The 21,632-nt window shown below is 46.0% G+C and carries 16 protein-coding genes and 1 pseudogene; 7 read left to right on the top strand and 10 right to left on the bottom strand.

Features of this window, described 5'->3' with window-relative positions; all coding sequences use genetic code 11:
- Nucleotides 1-101: 101 nt before the first annotated feature.
- The 4 genes and pseudogenes from AC6I8U_RS23300 to AC6I8U_RS23285 form a co-directional block, all read right to left on the bottom strand.
- Nucleotides 102-526, bottom strand: a pseudogene (locus AC6I8U_RS23300) (ATP-binding cassette domain-containing protein); the annotation flags it as partial.
- 3 nt (nucleotides 527-529) lie between these two features.
- On the bottom strand, nucleotides 530-1,540 hold the full coding sequence (locus tag AC6I8U_RS23295; protein WP_498018720.1) for a carbohydrate ABC transporter permease: 1,011 nt from the start codon (nucleotides 1,538-1,540) through the stop codon (nucleotides 530-532).
- On the bottom strand, nucleotides 1,537-2,439 hold the full coding sequence (locus AC6I8U_RS23290) for a carbohydrate ABC transporter permease (RefSeq protein WP_498018719.1): 903 nt from the start codon (nucleotides 2,437-2,439) through the stop codon (nucleotides 1,537-1,539). Before AC6I8U_RS23290 ends, AC6I8U_RS23295 begins: the two co-directional genes overlap by 4 nt.
- A gap of 47 nt (nucleotides 2,440-2,486) precedes the next feature.
- On the bottom strand, nucleotides 2,487-3,833 hold the full coding sequence (locus AC6I8U_RS23285) for an ABC transporter substrate-binding protein (RefSeq protein WP_498018718.1): 1,347 nt from the start codon (nucleotides 3,831-3,833) through the stop codon (nucleotides 2,487-2,489).
- 414 nt (nucleotides 3,834-4,247) lie between these two features.
- Between AC6I8U_RS23285 and AC6I8U_RS23280 the strand changes: the two genes are divergently transcribed.
- From AC6I8U_RS23280 to AC6I8U_RS23250, 7 genes are all read left to right on the top strand, one after another.
- Entirely contained in the window at nucleotides 4,248-5,168 is a 921-nt protein-coding gene (locus AC6I8U_RS23280) for a M14 family metallopeptidase (RefSeq protein ID WP_498019639.1), read from the top strand.
- 195 nt (nucleotides 5,169-5,363) lie between these two features.
- On the top strand, nucleotides 5,364-6,683 hold the full coding sequence (locus tag AC6I8U_RS23275) for a BamA/TamA family outer membrane protein (protein ID WP_498018717.1): 1,320 nt from the start codon (nucleotides 5,364-5,366) through the stop codon (nucleotides 6,681-6,683).
- 239 nt (nucleotides 6,684-6,922) lie between these two features.
- On the top strand, nucleotides 6,923-8,071 hold the full coding sequence (yiaY, locus tag AC6I8U_RS23270; protein ID WP_394150241.1) for an L-threonine dehydrogenase: 1,149 nt from the start codon (nucleotides 6,923-6,925) through the stop codon (nucleotides 8,069-8,071).
- A 170-nt stretch (nucleotides 8,072-8,241) separates the two neighbouring features.
- The gene (locus AC6I8U_RS23265; RefSeq protein WP_498018716.1) at nucleotides 8,242-9,099 is read left to right on the top strand and encodes an AraC family transcriptional regulator; all 858 of its coding nucleotides are present in this window, start codon (nucleotides 8,242-8,244) and stop codon (nucleotides 9,097-9,099) included.
- A gap of 317 nt (nucleotides 9,100-9,416) precedes the next feature.
- The gene (locus tag AC6I8U_RS23260; RefSeq protein ID WP_498018715.1) at nucleotides 9,417-9,638 is read left to right on the top strand and encodes a hypothetical protein; all 222 of its coding nucleotides are present in this window, start codon (nucleotides 9,417-9,419) and stop codon (nucleotides 9,636-9,638) included.
- Between the two features lie 72 nt (nucleotides 9,639-9,710).
- Nucleotides 9,711-13,946, top strand: coding sequence for a phosphodiester glycosidase family protein (locus AC6I8U_RS23255; RefSeq protein WP_498018714.1), 4,236 nt, complete (start codon nucleotides 9,711-9,713; stop codon nucleotides 13,944-13,946).
- A 12-nt stretch (nucleotides 13,947-13,958) separates the two neighbouring features.
- Nucleotides 13,959-14,729, top strand: coding sequence for a hypothetical protein (locus AC6I8U_RS23250; protein ID WP_498018713.1), 771 nt, complete (start codon nucleotides 13,959-13,961; stop codon nucleotides 14,727-14,729).
- Nucleotides 14,730-14,784: 55 nt separating this feature from the next.
- Here the strand turns inward: AC6I8U_RS23250 and AC6I8U_RS23245 are convergent, their stop codons facing one another.
- From AC6I8U_RS23245 to phhA, 6 genes are all read right to left on the bottom strand, one after another.
- Nucleotides 14,785-14,940, bottom strand: coding sequence for a hypothetical protein (locus AC6I8U_RS23245; RefSeq protein WP_498018712.1), 156 nt, complete (start codon nucleotides 14,938-14,940; stop codon nucleotides 14,785-14,787).
- A gap of 12 nt (nucleotides 14,941-14,952) precedes the next feature.
- On the bottom strand, nucleotides 14,953-15,633 hold the full coding sequence (locus AC6I8U_RS23240) for a hypothetical protein (RefSeq protein WP_498018711.1): 681 nt from the start codon (nucleotides 15,631-15,633) through the stop codon (nucleotides 14,953-14,955).
- Nucleotides 15,634-15,879: 246 nt separating this feature from the next.
- Nucleotides 15,880-19,014 (bottom strand): efflux RND transporter permease subunit, encoded by a 3,135-nt coding sequence (locus AC6I8U_RS23235; RefSeq protein WP_498018710.1) that lies wholly within the window; start codon nucleotides 19,012-19,014, stop codon nucleotides 15,880-15,882.
- Complete coding sequence (locus tag AC6I8U_RS23230) at nucleotides 19,007-20,176, bottom strand: efflux RND transporter periplasmic adaptor subunit (RefSeq protein WP_498019638.1); 1,170 nt, start codon at nucleotides 20,174-20,176, stop codon at nucleotides 19,007-19,009. The genes AC6I8U_RS23235 and AC6I8U_RS23230 overlap by 8 nt, the downstream gene beginning before the upstream one ends.
- A 233-nt stretch (nucleotides 20,177-20,409) precedes the next feature.
- Entirely contained in the window at nucleotides 20,410-20,745 is a 336-nt protein-coding gene (locus AC6I8U_RS23225) for a 4a-hydroxytetrahydrobiopterin dehydratase (protein WP_042470984.1), read from the bottom strand.
- Nucleotides 20,738-21,529 carry a phenylalanine 4-monooxygenase gene (gene phhA, locus AC6I8U_RS23220; protein ID WP_394150233.1) on the bottom strand — a complete coding sequence of 264 codons (792 nt, stop codon included), beginning with the start codon at nucleotides 21,527-21,529 and terminating at the stop codon, nucleotides 20,738-20,740. Before phhA ends, AC6I8U_RS23225 begins: the two co-directional genes overlap by 8 nt.
- Between the last annotated feature and the right edge of the window lie 103 nt (nucleotides 21,530-21,632).

Here is a 21,632-nt window from a genome sequence, read left to right as displayed (position 1 = left end):
TCCTCGCGCATGGAGTGTCTTAATGTGGCATCTAGATTAGAGAGTGGCTCATCTAGAAGTAATAATTGGGGGCTCTTAATTAGGCCACGGGCGAGTGCAACCCTTTGCTGTTGTCCGCCAGAAAGTTCAGAAGGCATTCGCTCAAGCAGATGATCAACTTGTACTTTTTCAGCAACCTTCTGCGCCATTTCCCGTGCTTTTTCTTTAGGAATTGCAGGTTTAATATATCGAAGCGGAAAAAGTATGTTTTCCAACACGCTCTTATGCGGATATAACGCATAAGACTGAAAGACGACACTCAAATTTCGGCTACGAGCCGGGAGATTATTGACAACTTTTCCATCGAAGTGAATTTCCCCCCATTGCATTCATAAATTCCAGCCATGAGCATCAACGTTGTCGACTTACCGCACCCTGATGGCCCTAATATTGCGACAAAGTCACCATCATCAATAGTAAAGTTAATATCATTAAGGGTTTTGGTTGAACCCCAACGCTTTTCAACATTATTAAATTCAATTTTCATTATTTAACCTTTAGTGCCGCCGACTGAAATTTGTGACAAATATTTTTGACATGACATATAAAGTACAAGACTTGGTATTAAGTAAACGACTGCAACAGCTGTCAGCAAGCCATAATCAGCTCCCATAGAATCTTCCGCATAGAAGTTAAGAAATTGGCTCATTACCCAATGGTTACTATCGAAGATGAAGGAGGTTACAAATATGTACTCTTCCCATCCTTTCAAGAAGGAAAATACGCCAATAGCAATCACTCCGTTCTTAACTTGTGGAAGCACTACATCGATGAATGCTCTAATGCGAGATGCCCCATCAGTCATAGCGCTCATTTCAATATCCCATGAAACATTATCAAAAAAGCCTTTCATCAAGAAAATGGCAAAAGGTAACTCTAATGCAGTCGTGACTAACACAACTCCAAATAACGAATCCAACAAGCTTGACCAGTGCAGAAGAAGAAATATAGGAATAATGAGTGTTAATGCTGGAAATGCATGTAGCACTACTAACCCTTTCATATAAGCTGCACGGCCCGTAAAGTTAAATCGTGATAAATAGTAGCCCGCCATCGTCGCTATGGTGCAAACCAGCACTGTTTGACCACCGGCTAGAATGAAAGAGTTTTTCAAAGCCTCATAGACTGACGGCACGGTATTCGACTCTCGGAGAAACTGATAGCTCGTCAAGCTAATCTCACTGCCAACTCTTGATAGTATTCCCCATACAGCGACTACAACTATTGAAAGCAATACCGCACGTCTAAGTTGCTTACTCTCAATCAAATAGTTAGTTAGTAGAACGGCAAATAGAGCAGGTAAAAACACACCCATTATTTTTGCAATGGCAAAGCCGTTAACACTCCCCGTTTCACCAGATGTGAATGATACAAATAACATCCAGAAATAAGGAACTATCACCGGAATGGTCAGTAAACTAATTAAACATAGTACTAGCCACTGCCCTTTGTTTAACCTTGTAAATATGCCTTCAGTAAACGTTAGATTCCACGTATTCATTGCTTCACCTCAATCTTTGGTGCTTGAAGCAAGGTTTTCATATTTGTAAACCGCCACATAAGAAGCGAATAACCCACCCCAATTACTACTAAAACTAATGCTAATGTTGCTCCGTAACCATATTGCCCGGATTCAAACGCTTGCTTATACACATATAAGGAGTACACCGTAGAGTCATAAAATGGGCCACCATTAGTAATCAATAGCGCATACTCAAACGTGACGAGCAAAGACAACGATTGAAAAATAGTAACGAAGCTCAGTGGCCACCTAATAGCCGGTAAGATGATGTGCCTTACCATAGACAAACTCGAGGCTCCATCCACCCGCGCAGCATGAAATAGATGTTTAGGTATCGATTTGATTGCTGATGTAAAGATCAACATTCCCATAGAAGCACCGATAATACCGTTTGCTAAGATAATCGTTAGCATCGGTGAGTCTTGTCTCAAATCAATTGGCGTTTCGCCACCTATGGCAAACCACAACTGATTGATTAGTCCGTACTCATTTGGGTCCGCTGCCCATATCCATAAAAGCGCATAAATTACGCTGGGTGCCATTCGCGGTAAAAGCCACAAAGTGGTAAATATTTTCCCTATGCGTTCAGGTAGACACGCGATCGCTAAAGACAGAAGCAGGGCGAGACCTACGTTGAATAAAACGAGTGTGCATACAACGAAAATCAATGATTTACCAATGAGTTCCCACAAAAGTCGATCGCCGAATAATTGCTTAAAATTATTTAGACTGAACTTTTCAATGGAAAGATCTCTTCCCATATCAGAAAAAGCAATGACAAAGTTGACTACGATAGGCGCAACAAAGAGTAAAAAAAGTAATAGTGTCGCCGGTCCTAAAAAGAGGACAGCGTTTCGATCTACTGTTGGATTTTTCATAAGAGTTAATTATGGGAGCGAGTGAATGACGTCACTCCCAAAGTATTTTATTGAATGATAACGTCGTCAGACATTTCGATATTCATGCGTTCGACAATGAATTTAGTTCCATCTGCAGAGTTTAAACGTCCTGTTTCTACAGCCTGAATTCCTCTGAACAGAATATCGTTGTATTTCGCTAGTGAAGGGTGAATAGGCATAACCATTACCTCGGAGCTACCTAGAAGTTCTGAACCCGAGCGACTAATCCAAGCTTTCTGATAAGCTTCGGATTTTTGTTCTTCATTATGGATTGCCAGAAAGCCAGCCCCTGTAGCCAAAGGCGTGTAATTCTCAGCCTTTATAATTTCACCGATAAGACGTACCGATAGTTCCTCGTCATTTGCTTTAGGGCTTACCGTCATTACCAGTGGATGCGTCATGTTATATGGCTTCTCACCTTTTACTGCGGAAGGTACATTCATCCAACCTACATTCTCAAAATAGCTTTCTTCCGTATTCTCAGAGATCCCCATATTAATCATGTTTGGAACCCCCCAAATACCATGAATTTTGACAAACGCATCCCCTTCACCAAAAGCTCGATGTATGACATCCCAACTCATTGAGGTGTTGTTTCTAGGTGTTACCTCGTCATTGGCATTGGCTTCGATCCAAGATAAAAACGCTTGCAGAGCCTTTTGATCAACCACAAGTTTGCCACTGACTGGATCTTGGGGCTCAAAACCAAAGCTACGCATATTCATCAGAAAGTCAGGGCCAGTGTTTGGTCGATGTAACATGCCATATTTTACGTCACTTTTTTCAACGACTTCCTTTGTAAGCGCTGACAGATCGTGAACGGTGAAGTCGCCGTTATCCACTTTATGTGGGAGCGACTCGATATACTCGTTACTCTTGCCGATGTCTCTTAGCATTTGCTTATTAAAGAACACCATTCGAGCTTCAGGCAAAAACGGGATTCCCCATCGTTGCTGCTTATAAGTCACAGTTGGCCATATCCAGTCAACCATATCTCCAAACAACTGTGGATTTGCATCAATTTCTTTATCAAGTGGAATAACAGCATCAGACTCTGCAAGAGAGGCAATCCATTCATGGGCACCGACATAAATATCTGCCCCACGATTAACTGAGTTAGAACGCAGGTATTGGAGTATGTCCTCATCCCATCCTCGAGCACGATTCAGTTGCATTTCTACATTTACTCGACGCTCATCGCCCTCTGCCTCTAGTTCTCTATTAAGACTCTCGGCTGCTTTTGCTACCGTAGGTTCCATTTGGGATAAATTTTGATCCGAGCGCATCCACATTTTGAGATCTATAACCTCTGCAAATACGGTAGGGGCAATCAAGCAGCTTCCAAGAATAGAAGCAATTAAAGAACGTCTCATTGTTACAACCTCACAGCTAGAACAGTCATTTAGAATGGTATGCATCGTAGGTTTTATTTATTTCAATTTTATTTAACTCACGTTAATTAATTAATTGACGTTCGATCTTCCAATGAATAGCTTCACGTAAAAACAGAACAACTCATAAAATCACTAAATACTAAATGGAAAGTAAACTAAGAAAATAATATAAAGTGCATAGTTCTAATTATTAATGGCTTCCCTTTCAGCGAATAGAAAAAATGTCGTCCAACGCACTAACACCATCGCCTTAAACGGTAGTTACTGAGAACTAGTACATCTCAGTTCTGATACCGGGTTGTAGTTTTGTCACAATCTTCACTTCTCTTCGATTGCCACTACGCTTCTTCGCCGCTATGCTTTCTCGCACATTAGATGTTGAGAATGGAAACCATGCAAAATAGCTTTCAATACCCAATCGGCACACCCGGTCAAAAATGGACAGACAAAGAAGTACAACAATGGCGTGAATCGACCTCGGTAAAACGACTCTACAGTGAAGACGTTCTGCCAAAGATCGACGCGCTTCGCGATGCGCTTGAGGTCGTACAGTACGGTGCACTGTCATACGACGAACAGCGTTTTCCTTTGTTCGCGTTGAAGACTAAAACTTGGGATCCGAAAAAGCCTACCATTCTGGTTACTGGTGGTGTTCATGGCTACGAGACGTCGGGCGTACACGGTGCACTTCAGTTCGCCAAAGAAAACATCCACAGCTATGAAGATATTTTCAACATTGTCGTTGCACCTTGTGTAAGCCCTTGGGGTTACGAGACCATCAACCGCTGGAACCCTAACGCAGTCGACCCAAACCGCTCGTTCTATAAAGATTCACCTGCAGAAGAGTCTGCTAATGTGATGGCATTCGTTGAGTCGTTAGACACAGAGGTTTGGGCTCACGTCGATCTTCACGAAACCACAGACACCGATGAGAGCGAGTTCCGCCCTGCCCTTGCTGCCCGTGACGGCCTCGACTATATCGAAGACAATGTTCCTGACGGTTTTTATCTAGTGGGTAACACTGAAAAGCCGGCTGAAGCTTTCCAAAAAACCATCATAGGTTATGTCGAGAAGGTTACGCACATCGCCCCGGCTGACAGCAAGGGTAAGATCATCGGCTCAGATGTGGTCCAGCATGGTGTAATTAATTACCCTCTCAAAAAGCTAAGTTTGTGCACGGGTATGACTGACTGTGAATACTCAACCACAACTGAAGTCTACCCAGACAGCCCTAAAGTCACGGACAAAGAGTGTAATGATGCTCAAGTGGCAGCGGTTGTTGGTGCGCTAGAGTATTTGAAACAAGTACTTTAAACCAAATCGTAAGATCTAAGTCGTAAAACCCAAGCCTGACGCTTGGGTTTTCTGCATTTGACGAACAAAACACCATTTTTTGTAAATCTCTCACCAAAAAACCGACAAAGTCACTAATAGTTATTTTCTCGCATCAAAAATAACGCTAGGCTATAGAGATAATTACAATCATAAGTACAAGGAAGTCGTCTTCTTATGAGCTTTCGCAGAGGTTTAGCGGTTGTTACTGCTTTGACTTGTTCCGTTGCCACATCCGTGGTTGAGGCAGCGACCCCTACTAGCGTCAAATCGCGCATTGACCGTCAAGAAACACCTGACCAGATCCGTGAATCTATGGTTCTTCCTTACCTATTTAGCACCGAGACCATGGGGCTAAACGTTGGTGTGGGCGGTATGATCAAAGGTATCCACCAAGATCAGATGACCATAGGCGGAACCGTGTTTGGTGGTGAAACCAGTCATGCTATCGCTGGCGGTGTATGGAACTACATGATTCCAGGAACCGAGCGGGTATTTTTAAGTGCTTATGGTATGTTTGGTTACTACCCTCAGCAACGCGCCTACACAACAGGTCCAGAGACTTATCCCCCAGGCTCCCCGTTACCAGGCAGTAATGATTCTTCCAACACTCAGTTTTTCCAAGCCGATGGCGCTTCCAACTGGTTCGACATAAAAATGGAATATGTGCTGCCAATTGGGGCGACAAGGAATGACGGTCGCGTAGACTATAAAATCCGTAATGGTTTGCTCGTTTCTGAGCCTTCTGGCGGTAAGGAATGGAATCCGCTGGAAAGTGGTTCAACGATATTCGTAGCGCGTCAGTTCAACCGATATCAGTCGTTCGAGTTTAACGAAGGTAAGCTTGATGGCACCATTCACGCCATGGAGTTCGGCCTGCTTTACGATAATACCGATTTCGCACCCAACCCCTCGTATGGTAGCCGACAGTATGTCGCCACCTCCCACGACTGGGGATGGTTTGAGTCTAAAAAGCAATGGTCTTTCCATGAGTTAGACATGAGCAAGTACTTCTCTCTTGGTAAGTCTGACTGGGCGTCACAGCGCGTTATTGCGTTAAACTTATGGACAGGTGTGTCGCCGACTTGGGAAGTGAACACTGACGCTCAAGGCAACCGTCGTGTGGAGGGCAATCCACCTTATAACGAAGGCGCTACACTTGGCGGCTTCACCCGTTTAAGAGGCTACGACAACAACCGTTTCCACGATAAGGCCGTGCTCTATGGCGCAGCAGAATATCGTTACACCCTTGCCTATAACCCACTTAAGAATGTGTCATGGCTAAACTTCCTCCGTGTAGACTGGATACAACTCGTAGGCTTTGTAGAAGTCGGTCGAGTTGGGTCGTCTTATACCGCGAATGAACTGCTTACTGATCTTAAATATGATGCCGGTGGCTCAGTTCGCGCGTTAATGGCTGGCTTGGTGGTGCGTGCAGATTTGGCGAAATCACCTGAGAGTACGAACTTTTGGATCATGGTCGACCATCCGTTCTAACGACTCAGACATATATATCAAAATAAGGTCTCAATCATCGAGACCTTTTTTGTACCCCAAGGAAATAAATATTAACGACCTACATCACATTGCCCCAGCAATTTAAAAAATCGACTATTTCTATAAAACCAGCGCTAGTTTGCGCATTGCAACCACTGTTAACCTGAGTTCAGAAGATAAAGTAAGACCTACACAAAGGTCCCAAATTGATAATTTTTAAAAGTTAAACGAGGTAGAACATGTCTAACGCATTCTATATTCCATCTTTGAACCTTATGGGTGCTGGTTGTCTAGCTGACGCTGTGAAAACGATTGAAAGCCACGGTTTCCAAAAAGCCCTGATTGTGACAGACGGCGTTCTAAACAAAATTGGTGCAGTCAACAAGCTAACAACGCTATTGGATGAAGCGCAGGTTGCTGCTGTGGTTTATGACGAAACGAAACCAAACCCAACCATTGAGAACGTTAACGACGGTCTCGCTCTTCTTAAAGAGCACGGCTGTGATTGCGTTATCTCATTCGGCGGCGGTTCACCACACGACTGTGCAAAAGGTATTGCGCTTCTTGCGACAAACGGCGGTGAAATCAAAGACTATGAAGGTGTAGACGTTTCTAAGAAACCTCAGCTTCCTCTAATTGCTATCAATACAACGGCGGGTACAGCATCAGAGATGACTCGCTTCTGCATCATCACTGACGAAGCTCGTCACATTAAGATGGCTATCGTGGACAAAAACGTCACGCCAATTATCTCAGTGAATGACCCAGAGCTAATGCTAGCGAAACCAGCTTCACTTACAGCAGCAACCGGTATGGACGCACTGACTCACGCTATCGAAGCGTACGTGTCTATCGCAGCAACACCTGTTACCGATGCATCCGCTATCAAAGCCATTGAAATGATTCAAGCTAACCTGCGTGAAGCGGTAGCAAACGGCGACAACCTAGAAGCACGTGACAACATGGCGTACGCGCAGTTTATGGCTGGTATGGCGTTTAACAATGCCTCCCTTGGTTATGTTCACGCTATTGCTCACCAGTTGGGTGGTTTCTACGACCTGCCACACGGTGTTTGCAATGCAGTACTGCTGCCACACGTTCAACAGTACAACGCACAAGTTGCACCAGCACGCCTAGCTGACGTGGCTCGCGCGATGGGCGTGGACACAACTGGCATGAGCGATGAGCAGGCAGCAAACGCAGGTCTAGACGCTATCCGCCAGCTATCTAAAGACGTAAACATTCCAGCAGGTCTAGAAGAGCTTGGTGTCAAGCGCGACGATTTCGACGTACTTGCAGAAAACGCTCTGAAAGATGCATGTGGTTTCACTAACCCGAAACAAGCAACCCATGACGAGATTGTTGGCATTCTGGCAGCGGCTCTATAACGCATTTAGAAAACTCTAGTTTCGAGTAAAATCCCAAAACTGCAGGTCAATCGTTTGCCTGCAGTTTTGTTTTATAAATGGCGAGGGTTTAACTAGCACAGATCAATGTCGTGCTATTTTCTCCTGTCTATTATGGGATGCACCACCGTAATAGGAGTAAAACGCCACTCATGCACACGTTAAGCAACTTTAGTCGCATCGCAGAGCGAGAGTATGCACTGAATGCAGGTCAAATTAACTTACTTTATTACGATCTCCCAAAAGACTTTCACGACGAATATCGCTCCTATGAAGCCCCTCGCCTGTGCACCATCCTAGAGGGCACCAAATCGGTCAGAGTTAACCAATCTGAGGCATTTGATTATCAAAGTGATGAGTTCGTCTTATTGCCACCGAATTCAAATATTCACATGAAGATGCCGGAATACACCAAAGCCTTGGTGTACGAGTTCAATGAACCGCTCATCGAGAAGGTCGCGCAGCGAGTTTCTGACTGCCTAGAGTTCGACACCGCACAATCGTTAGATCCGCAGAGCTTTGTCGTTAATCCCATTGAGAAGCGGGTTGGCGCCCTGCATGAGAGAATGCAAGAAATTCTGCGCGAGCAAGAAGCTGGAATGGACTTTCTGATTGAACTCACGGGGCAAGAGTTAGTGTTTGAGCTACTTCGAAAAAACGCCTGTCACAGCATCATCAACGGCAATCAATCACACCCTATTAAGCGTGCTATCCGACTAATGAGCTCGCCAGAAGGCATGCAACTATCCCTGTCTCAAGTTGCAGAAGAGGTGGGGTTGTCGCTTTCCAGTTTCTCACAGAAGTTCAAATTGATGACGGAACAGAATCCAAAACAGTACTTAACGCAGCTGCGCTTAAAAGCGGCAAAGCGCCATTTAACCTCGATGTCTGTTACCGACGCTGCCTATGAAACGGGCTACGACAACATCTCGCACTTTATTCGTTTGTTCAAAGGTGAGTTTGGGCAGACGCCCAAGCAATTTCAGCGATCTTTAACACATCTCAATTGATCTCAGGTGCAAACGATTCACTCAAGAGTCGTTTGTTCACTAGAATCATCTGAAAGCAATAGTTATTGAATGTAAGGCTATATTTCACCACACGCCCATCTAGTCTATACCTAAGTAACTTATTATTGTTTTACTTTACAGTGGGTTACAACGTGGCAAGTAGAAAGCTGAGAAACACTAGGCCTGTTGCGGTGAAATAAATCCGACACATAAGCTCTAAAAAACTGTCATTAATGGACATTACTCTGCATCGCAATTTTTTCAATGTAGAGAGTAACTTAATGTCGTTATTACCACATACTCCTCCAATGAGGAGTATGCTTTCGATCAGTTTGGTCTCGGCGCTTTTGGTGGGTTGTAACACCAATACCGAAGACCGTGATTATGTCGATGGCACACCAGGTCGAGAAGACTTCGTACCTAACATTATTGAGGTACCGAGTGACTTAGTCGATAGAATCAAACCAGCCATTCCTCCCCGTGTCATGGACGTTACCGCCCATCCTAATGAGCAAGAGCCAACAGAAATTACCGACTAACACGAGTATCACGTTAACGACGACCTAACACTCACTCGCGGACTGCTAAATCACACTCGTGACTCTGCCATCATGACAATGGATTTTCGAAATGGCTCAGGAATCGAACTGGTGCCCATCGAACGCTCTACCGGTCAGTTCAGCATGGAAACGACCACAGATTCCGTGAACTACCGAATTGACCAAGGCGACAATATCATTGGCGCCATAAACGCAGACCCATACAACATGGTCAACGGTTGGAACCTAGGCGTTGTCACGATGGATGGCCAAAATTTTACCGGTTGGAATGTATCCAGTGAGGCGGTGATTATTGTTAATCACGATGATTCACTGGAAATTTGGGAAAACACTCCCGAGTTTGAACTGACGTGGGGTATCAATAAGCAATATCAAGGTCTAGTCTCCAACGTCTTCTATTTCGATAAAGAAGGCTATACCAACCACAGTTATAGCCAGGATAACGGTAGCTTAAACGTTTATCCGGGTGATCGTTATCGTGGCACCGTCGACCTAACGCAAAGCTATGGAGCTTTGGTCAAACCCCAAATCAACGATGTATCGATTACTGCTAACGATGATGGTTCAGCTATTGCGCAGTTCGCACCGTTCGAAGGCGAGATTGTTGAAGTAGTCAGTGGTGAACGCAACTATACCGTTCCCTCAGGCCATGTCTTGGTGACAACAGAAGAAGAGCAGCTGTTTGTTGGTGACCAAATTTCTACTGCATTCAACACCGAAGATCCGCGTTGGGTAGACGTAAAACATGCACTCGGAGCTGGCTTTAGAAATGTCATGTTGGTTAAAGATGGTCAATTGCATACCGATAACAACGAAGAAGCAATCAGTGGGCGTACCGCCTTTGGCATCAAAGCAGATGGCACGGGCTTTTTCTTAGTCGCTGACAAACCAATTGGTACATTTAGTGATGGCATCACGTTGAAAAAGCTTGGTCAGATTATGCAAGCGTACGGCGCGGTTGATGCGGTAAACCTCGATGGCGGTGGTTCCACCACCATGACCATGCGTATGCCTGGAGAACGATACAATCACGTTATCAACGTACCATCAGATGGTTTGGAGCGTGTAGTTGCCTCTAAGTGGGGCTTAAAGCTCGACCCTTTAAAAGCCTCTTATAACGACGGTATCGCCGTTTTCCCGAAAGAGATGACAATTCTAGCGGGCACAACTTACCGCCGCTTCAAAGCCGTAGGCTATGACGGTGACTCACTTCATGAGTCTGGCGAGTCTGTTGAATTCGGTATCAACGATTCTGCTATCGGTCTTATTGATGTCCGCTCTGGTGCATTTAAAGCGGCGTCAAGCGAAGCTGAAGGCTTTATCGTTGCAAACCTTGGTGAGAATCCTCTAAACCAAGATCACCTGAAAGGCGTAGCGAAAGTTAGCGTCGTCACTCATATCGACGAAATGTACTTTGGAAGTGACAAGATTACGCTGGGTCGCGGTGAATCAACACCAATACTGCCAACGCTCATTTCTGGCGACAAGGTAGTCACCTATGAGCCCGCGTCTCTTAGCTATGAGCTTAGTAATACTCATAGTGGTCGAATCGACCCTGAAACGGGCATCTTCTATGCGGCTGATGTTCAAGGTGGCGAAGTCTCTGTAACCGTTATCTACAAAAAAGGTAAAGAATCACTATCTGCGAACATCGACATCAGTATTGGTCTGCCGCCGATAGTGCTCGAAGACTTTGAGGGCGATATTTCTCATTTCACCGCAACGGGTGCACGCGCTCGATTGGTTGAAATTGAGCAAGTCGATTCACCTGTTTTTGATGGTGACTATTCTCTAGAACTATCATGGGAAGCTGATCCAGCGCAGCCAGGAACCTTCGGTGCTTACCTTGTCGATGAGCATAAAATTACTGAACTGCCAGGCTACCCTCGCCAACTTGGTGTGAATGTTTATATTCCAGAAGAGTTAGCAGGAAAAGTCTGGTGGGTGCGCGGACAACTCCGTGATGGTGAGGGCGCTGCGGTTGGCATCAACTACAACAACGAAGGTGAAGCACTACCAAACCGCGGTTGGCACTTTATGACCGCAGATATCCCACAAGGTTTACCTGAGCCATTGACGTTCGATCAACCATTCCGATTCCTAGTGCTTCAGACGGCTGAGCGAATCGATACCAGCGTTGTATTGGACAATTTTACTGCCATTTACGATCTCGATACTGACCTAGCAGGTCCATCGGTCATCGTGACTCCGGCAGAAAACGAAACCATCAACAGCAAAAACACCACGCTTCGTCTGCAAGTATTTGACCCATCAGGTGTAGACTTCGACCATATTGAACTTTCACTGAATGGCGAACCAATTAGTGATGCGGAGATCCAAAACAACGGTGAAGACGCTTTCTGGGTCGAGCTAAATAACCTTGATGATGGCTGGCAACGCATTGACTATCGAGTGTTCGATAAAATTGGCAATGCTTCGACAGGCGACACGCTATTCAACGTAGACACCGGTGATTCTCGCATCTTTATTGGTGGCGAGCATGACGTCATTTTTGCAGGCGGTACCTTTAACCTACCAGTGGAAGTGGTGAAGCCAGAGACATTCCGAAACTTCACATTAACGCTGAACTACGACACAACTAAAACGTCACTTAACGTACTCGCGGAAGATATGGAGTTCGACAACGTCACTGAGTATCCAGGCTTCTGGCAAGGCACATTTAGCGGCTTCTCTGAGAACGTACATACCTTAGCGCAGATAGAACTTACTGTTGATGGATACGTGCAAAACAGTGCGGCATCACTGGTTGTCAGTGGTGAGCTAGATGGCAAAGACTTCAACTACCCAGTATTGAAGAAAGACATCGGCGGCAAGTTCGTTGTCATGCAAGATCACGTTATTGCCAACCAACAAACGCGTATCTTCATTGCCGATGCCAATGGTGAAGCCGCACCGGGCGTCGATGTTGAGCGAGTCTACTATGACGTTGCGAACGATGAAGTGATCGGCACCGAAGCTATCGGCACAACCGATGACTATGGCTTGGTTCGCTATCTACCAAGAGATGAAGACGACTCTAGTGTTGAACTCATTCTTCGCGCTTATGATCAAGACGGCGCATCGTTGATGTCGACGGTTATGTCTCTGACGGAACAGCTTAGTACAGCGCCTCGCCATGTGTTCTTTACACCGGGTGTTGATTCCAGTGAAGTACAGGTGACATGGTTTACCGATACAGCGATGGATGCAACTTATGCTTACTACGGCAGGAATGGTAACCCTAATCAGCACGCGTCGATGACGGAATCGGAGATCCTGCCGTTCTTCTATGGTCCAGAATCCGGCGTTGTTCGCGTGCATCACGCTACCTTTACAGGATTGGAGCCGAACACGGAATACAGCTATTACGTTGCCAATAACTTTGCACGCAGTGAAACCTTCACGTTCCGCACCGACCGTCAGGATGATGAGGTTCGTATTCATCTGTTTGGTGACACTCAAACGACCAATGATTACAACGAAAACCACGGTTCACCGTTGGTCAGCGAAATCTTTGACAAGATGAGCGCTCAGCTTCCAAACCCTGATCTCATCATGCACGTGGGTGACCTTACCGAGGATATGAGTGATTACCAGTTGGTACGTCAATTCTTAGAAGCACTGGAAGGACAAGGCCGATTTGGCTCGGTGATGTTTGTTCCGACTATGGGTAATCATGAGGTCTATAACGAGGGTCGATACAAGTACGAGTCTATCTTCAAATCGCCAGCTAATGGTCCATTCGAAGCTCCGAACAAGCAATCTGTGTACAGCTTTGATTACGGTAATGCGCGCATCGCTGTTGTCAACACAGAACTGTTCACCGATGAAGAGTGGCAGAACATGATGAACTGGCTTGAAGACGATATGGCTTCTTCAAATCAAACTTGGAAAGTTCTGATGTTGCACCGTCCACCTTACGAGGGCAACAAAGATTCAGGCAACGAATGGTCGAAACGCTATGTGCCATCTGCTGTCGACAGAGCGGGCATCGACCTAGTTGTTGCCGGGCACGACCACATGTACTCGAGAAGCGTTACTATGGCAAGCGACAGACCAAATCCATCAGGCGCAACGTACCTCATAGCAGGCTCGGCTTCGATGAAGTTCTACGATGCCGATTTTGGTGGCATCGTGCCTTTTGCTGATGTGCTTTACGACGAGAATGTTCATACCTACACAACACTGCATATCCAAGGCGAGCAAATGGAAGTGCAAACGCGCAATATGAATGGTCAGCTTATTGATCGAGTGACATTAACCACACGTGAAAGTCGCGGTTTTTAAGGAGCACATACGATGAAAAAGAACACTATTGCACTAAGTGTACTGTCTATAATGCTTCTCGCTGGATGTAACGAAACCGAGTATAGGGATAACCCGATTCCGGTCGACGCCAACACGCGAGGCTTTTGGACACTGTCTTCCACTGAAGATTGCGAGCTATCAGACTACTGCTACGTTGATTACAGCGAATACAACAGCAAGCTGTATCCAATAGACAGCGGTGACAGAATGCTGACTGCTCTCGAGGCTAAAAATGCAGAAGTATCTGTGTCAGGACGTCTTGAGAATGCGATTAAGTTGGTGCCTTTTATGGACGACCAAGGTCAGATGGAAGGCCAACCCCGCTTGCAAACCGATCAGTATGGCGATTTTGAATCACGTCCTTTAGGAGACGAGTTTACGATCCAGATTAGAGCCACTGGGGAGGAAGGGTCCATTCTTTCACTATGGAATGATGACGGTTTGGGCTTGCATCTGGAAATCATTGATGATGTCTTTATGGCGACCTTTGAACAGCACCAACGTAAACTGTTCACCAACATAAAGGATGCTGATTTTCATGAACTCATGCTTCGCTCTGATGGAACGACAGTGACCTTGACTCACGCTTGTGAACAAGTTGCTGAGTTTACTCGAACACCAGGGCAACCCATCCTAAGCAGTGCACCTTTAAAGCTAACAGCCTATGAGATGCGCGGCGGTTACACGGACGCAAGCCAGTACATCGGAGCTATCGATATGATTCGAATCTCAGATCGCTTTGAATCCAACGTATTCTGCTAGTTAGAGACTTTTGCCTACTAAAAACGGCTCCCTAGGGAGCCGTTGTTTTACTTGATTATTGCTCTGCGTCATCAGCACTGCGTCTCGTTCTAGGTCCTAGTCTGCGAAACTCGAACCACAACCACATCGAGGCAGCGCCAATCAAGTAAGCCATGATAAAACTGCGATCATCCATGACACACATCCTGACGATGTCTAGTGTGTCTGCCACGATCTCACCCCATTAGAAGTAGTAGTTAGCTTGCAACCAGCCTGTGGTGTCTTTCTTCATATACTTAGTTTCAGCAGTATGTTCAACTTTAAAGCCCACCGAAACCACGTCTGTCAGCATATAGCCACCACCAACTTCCACTTGAGGTACCCACTCTTTAGCTTGTTGGACGTAAGTAGACTTAGGGTTGGCATAGAGCCAGTGACCAGCATCAAAAGCATACATTCCGTACAGACCAGCTTGATATACCGTTGACTTAAACGTCTCTTTACCCGCTTCATCCGCAGACGTTCGACCGACGGAAAGCATAGGGAAAAGCATTACGTTATCAGTAATCTGGAACTTATAGATCATCCCAGCTAATGCTGTTGTACTATTGCGATCTCCTAAAACATCTACGCTAAAGCCTAGCCCATCAGTGACATGGAAATAGCGACCACGGTAGTTATAGTCGACTTTACCGTCGGCAGTTTTCTTGTCAGCAACACCAAGATCCAATTGGAAGATGTTGTTACCCATACCCAACATGCCATTAAGCTGAGTCGCGTCACCTGAGCGAGATACACCAAGCGTCGAGAATGACGCAGTAGGATCGCCGTAGTTGATATCCTCAGCATCAGCTTGAGTAGAGTTTGACGCCCATGCGCCCGCAGTCAGCGCACATAGCGCCATACCAAGTATCGTTTTTTTCATGATATTACCTAATCAAGAAAAGTCCGTTTAATTAGGTCATCCGTGGTCATTAAAGCCTATGGTCAATTTGCCATGGGTGTTGACGTTGTTTTCTTGCGCTAACTTTAGGGAGTTGCTAGAAATGACTCAAAGCGGGTAATATTTAATTTTCGAATAGTTGGTGCTGAATGCGTTAAAAATAAAGGCGTGAAGGAAAGCCCTCACCGAGCGACAGATTCTGTGCTCGGTGAGGTTTATTGCGGGCAGTTAGCTAGATGGAGAGTTTTCAGGCTGACCACTTTTAGCTGGGAAGTAAAGGTGCTTGAGTTTAGTCAATACCTTGCCGATATCCTCTAGCATCACATACAAACAAGGCACGGCGATAAGCGTAACCACCGTGGCGTACATCACCGCGAACCCAAGAGCAACAGCCATTGGTTTAACGAATGCGGCTTGTAAGCTGGTCTCGAACATAATTGGCAACACGCCGAAGAACGTGGTGATTGAAGTGAGAGTAATCGCCCGGAAACGCGCGCACCCTGCTTCAACCACAGCCGTTTTAGCGCAATCACAGCGCGCTTTGATTTGGTTGACATAATCGGTCATTACTAGGGAATCATTGATAACAACCCCTGCCGCCGCGATTAAACCAAACGTCGACATCATCGACATATCCAAGCCATAGAAATAATGGCCCCAAATAGCGCCCGTTAGACTGAACGGAATCACAGACATAATAATGAACGGCTGAGCGTAGCTCTTAAGCGGCACTGCAAGCAGAATGTAGACCGTTATCATGCCAGCAATAAAGAAAACAATTTGCTCCGCCTTCTGCTTTTGCTGCTCTTCGATGGTACCACCAAGCTCTGTCGTTACGCCTGGGAACAGCGCTTTGATCTCTGGCAGCACATTGTCTTCAATGTTTTTGACCGCTTGATCCGGCTCTATCACCGACTCATCAATAGAACCATAGATATAAACTGTCCGGAAACCATTCTCACGTCGGATCTGGTTAATACCTGGCTTACTCTCGATATCGACGACATCTCCCAGCATCACCTTCTTGCCAGATGGTGTATTAATTAGTGCATAACGCAGTGATGAGAATGCCTCACGAGTGAGCTTTGGATAACGCACCATGACTCTCACTTCTTCGGTATTTCTCAATACACGTTGCGCCTCACCGCCGTAGAAGCTTCCCCCGACTTGCGCGGCCACACTAGCTAAATCTAGCCCGAGGTCGTAAGCGACAGGTTTGAGAGAAAGTTGTACTTCACGACTGCCAGTGTCCATTGATGAGCTGACATCAAATAGACCCGTTTGTAAACGAAGCTGTGAAACCAACTCCCTACCTGCCGCATTGAGCACATCCATGTCTGGACCATACAGCAGATAACCAAATTCATCGCCCCCATCACCTCCGGTCACATTGTCATTGATAATGATCGACTTGAGGCCAACAATAGTAGGCAGTTTTTCACGCCAACGCCGCGACAGCTCAAACGCATCGACAGGGCGAACTTCTTCATCCACCAGAGGTAAGATCAACATGCCTTCTGTGCGGCTTGTATTAATCGTCATCATATCTCTGATGACTGGCATGCCGTACTCTTCTTCGACCTCTTTATCAACGGCGCTGACCACTTTTTCTAAAGTTAAAAGCGCATCAATCGTCTGCTCATCGGAGACGTTACTGTTCATCTCTATTTTGATAATTGGAAAATCAGAAGGAACCTTCGGGCTCGGAATCATACGAACATGCCCCGAGGTCATCATAGCAACACTTACCAGCAATATACCGACAAACCCCGCCATTACTGACCAACGCCACTCAACGCAGCGGCTCACCAAGCGTTTGTATGGTCCATTAATCAGTCGGAAGAAAGCGCGGTTGAAACGTGCCCGATAACTGTTCTCTTTGACCGGAGTAAACTTGGTGTGCGCAAGGTGAGCAGGCAAAATCAGCTTGGATTCAATAAGACTGAATATCAAACAGAAGATCACCACGATAGACAGCCCATAGAAGAAGGCTTTTTCAGGTCCAGTGGAAAACAAGAATGGCACGAACACGGCAATCGTGGTTAATACACCAAAGGTCGCAGGTGTCGCTACTCTCTGCGCGCCACGCACGACATTCGTTACGCCTCCACCACTTTTCTCGACTTCGGTGTAAACACTTTCTCCTATCACTATGGCGTCGTCGACCACGATCCCGAGCACCATAATGAAAGCAAACAGAGTAATAATATTAATACTGACATCGAACAACGGCATCAACATTACCGCGCCGAGAAAACAGACTGGCAGCCCCACCATTACCCACATGGCTAGACGGAAGCGCAAGAAGATAGTCAGTAACACAGCAACAAGCACTGCACCTTGCAACAGATTCTTAAGCATCATGTCGAGACGGGCATTCAGGTAATACGTCATGTCCATCAGCGTATGGATTTGCACGCCATGTGGAAGCGTCTGGTTTCTTGCTTCAATGTAGCGTTGAACCGTTTCAGCGACCGGAACCATGTTCTGCGTTTTGGTCGCTTTTACCGTGAGGTAAATGCCATTTTCGCCTGAGAACTTGAAGTAGTGCTGCCCCTCTGTAAACGCATCTTTGATGGTCGCAATGTCTCCAAGAAGTACCTTGGAGCCATTCGCCCCTAACTTAACGGGAATCTGCCTGAACTCGTAACCATCATAGTACTGATTCTCGATGCGAATAGAGACCAAGCCTGTACTGGTTCGCACCTGACCTGCAGAGAAGTTAGCGGAATATTTTTGAATCGCAGTGACGACATCATCAAGGGTTAAATCATAGGTTCGAAGCTCATCGGGATGAATCTCGATGCCGATCTCATCGGGTGGTGAGCTTACTTCTACCAGAGACACATCATTGAGCTGCAACAGCTCTTTTTCTATCTGCTTTGATATGGTCTTGAGCTCCATCAAGGACGTATTCCCAGATAGCACCATACCAATAACGTCTTGCTTGAACTCTATCTGGGTAACCTTGATAGGCTCCATCGCCTTAGGAAAACTCGCGATCGCATCGACCCGCTGTTTTACTTTATCCAACACTTCCATCAGGTTGGCTTTCGTATCTATTTCGAGCGTTACCTGCCCACCGCCACGATACGCGTCGGTGACGGCTTTTTTGATTTCGGTGACGTCTTTTAACGACTCTTCCACTTTAATCAGTATGGTTTCTTCAATCTCTTGCGCTGATACTCCTGGGTAGGATGCCGTCACGCTGATGTAGTTAATTTCAAAATTTGGGAACATCTGACGTTGGATCAAGAAGTAACTCACCGTACCCATGATCAGCACAAACGCCATCAGCAAGTTGGCGGCGACCGAGTTATTGGCAAATAAGGCGATAATGCCGCGTTGAGCTTTGTTACTCACTGGCTTCTCCTTGCTGCGCAATTGCCTCTACTTCATCGTTAGAACGAATCACTGTCATACCAATTTGCGGGAATTCAGGCACAGTTAGCACCACCTCATCACCGTTTTCAATGCCCGAATCAATGAAGAAGTTAGCTTGCTCTTCGCGCAGTACATGAACCGTTTTTGGAACGAGTTTGTCCTCTTGATCAACCACCCAGACACGCTCGTCGACCACCAGCTCTTGGGGAACTTTGAATAGATTCGCAACCTCTCTACCATTAAAGCGAACCTCTACATAGGAACCAAATGGAAGTGGAGTAACGCTCGTTTTCAGACCATAAGGATCAGCAATACGAATCACCATATTCGCCATACGTGTTGCACTGTCTACTACGCCCAAGTCACGAACAATCTGCCCATCTCGTACCGTTTCAACACGACCTTTAGCGATGATCTCTGCTTTAACACCAACAATGTCGCGCGGCAAGAAGGGCGCATCAAAGCCAGCAATAGGCACCATGACCTCTGCATACTCAATGTTGTTGATGTCAGCGACTTGCGAACCCGCCGTAATATATTGACCCACACCTATATTACGAGAGACCACTAGCGCGTCGTACGGAGCAACAACCTCGGTATTTTCCAAATCACGCTTTGCTCGTCTCAGCCCCGCTTGCGCAGATTTGACTCTGGCTTCTGCGCTAAGAACTTGTGGAATTCGTAGGTAGAGATCAGAGACCTGAGTATCTTTGATCTTTTTCGCCTGACGCTCTGCCACGTTTGCTTTGGCGCGCTCTTCAATCAACGTGGCCTGTGCCTGCGCTAACTCTGCTTCAGCTTGAAGTACAGCCGCTTGGTAGTCATCCTTTTCGATGGTGAATAGTACCTCGCCACGTTTTACAACACCGCCAGAAACAAAGTTAGGGTGCCAACTCGTCACTTCACCAGACACCTGTGTTGAAAGCGCTGTGCGCTCCAAAGGCACCACTTCACCAAAGCTTGAGATCTGAACCTGGTGAGCTTCTGCCTGCATGATCTGCGTCTTAACACGCGGGGTGGTATCGAGTTCTTTTTGCTCTTCAATCTCCGGAGCGGTTTCTTGAACCAACATGTAGCCCCCACCAGCGACACCGAGGATGGCGAAAGGAAGTATCCATTTAATACTGCGCTTGAACATAATTTCCCTTTTGTAGATCTCTAGTTATTGTTCTCTAGCCTCAAAGTATTGTACGCAAACTCACTAACATTAACTGTAAGGATTCATCATCTTTTTTGACCAATATCGCTTTCTTGTTACGCTATCCCCTTACAGGGTTACCTATCAAATTATTTGTACACCTAAAACGCAAAAATCCCCGCTAAGGCAGGGATTTTGATTAGTATGACTGTAGCAACTGGTCGAAAAAATAGATTCTAATCAACCATCATCGCATCACATTTCGCCGCACAGATAAAATCATTCTGATGCAAACCCTTGATAGAGTGACTCCACCAGGTTACGGTCACCTTACCCCACTCTAGCAGTATAGAGGGGTGGTGAAACTCATCTTCTGCGAGCTCCGCCACTTGGTTTGAAAATGCCCAAGCCAGCTTGAAGTTTTTAAACTTATAAACCTTCTCCAGCTGTGGAATGCCATCACGGTCCACAATTTGCCAGTCGTTTAACTCCGTCAGCAACTGTTGTTGCTCGTCTTTGCCAAGCGCAATTGCATCACTGCTGCAGGCTTCACAGCGTAACTCATTAAGCATGTGTTATGTCCTTTGGTTCAAAAAGTGGAGGAAGTAGCCCAGATTCCATTGCGCGAGCAACATCTTGGGATAAGTTTTGTTGTTTCAATTCATAAAGTTGTCGTATGTCGTCAAGCACAAAATAGGTGGGCTGCATAATGTCGATCCGATAGGGCGTTCGAAGCACATTATCAACATTAAACGCTTGGCGAAGCGGTCTCTCATCATCGAGGGCATACAGTGTTTCACCAGGGGATGAGAGAATACCGCCGCCGTATATCTTGAGATCACCATTCTGCTCAACTAGACCAAATTCAACCGTAAACCAATATAGCCGCGCCAAATACACACGCTCTTTACTGTCCGCTTGGTAACCAAGTTGGCCATAGTGCTGAGTAAACTGAGCAAAGTCTGGGTCAGTGAGCATTGCGCAGTGACCAAAAATTTCATGGAAGAAATCAGGCTCTTGGAGGTAATCAAACTCTTCTCTAGAGCGCAGAAACGTTGCGACAGGAAACTTACGCGCCGCCAAAAGCGCGAAGAATCGATCGAAGTCAATCAACGCAGGGACAGGCTCTACTTGCCAACCGGTCTCTCGCTTTAGCACATCATTAATCTCTGTTAACTGCGGAGCACGATCTATCGGCAGATTAAGCAGTTCAAGACCGCGCAAGTACTCTTTACACGCCCTGTCCTTAACAAGATCCAATTGGCGTGCGACTAAATCGTGCCAAATACGATCCTCATCCTCACTCCAATCAATTAATCCCTGTTCATTCACAGGTTTAGATACATACTGAGTCATGCCATTTCCTTTAACAAGCTCCTTACATAAAGCCTATGTGTTCGAGTATTCTCTGACAATAACCCAGTAGATCCTGTAGTACGCCCGCGGTGTAACATAAAAT

It is taken from the genome of Vibrio sp. KUL80, assembly GCF_059725495.1.
This window is presented reverse-complemented; position numbering and strand designations above follow the sequence as displayed.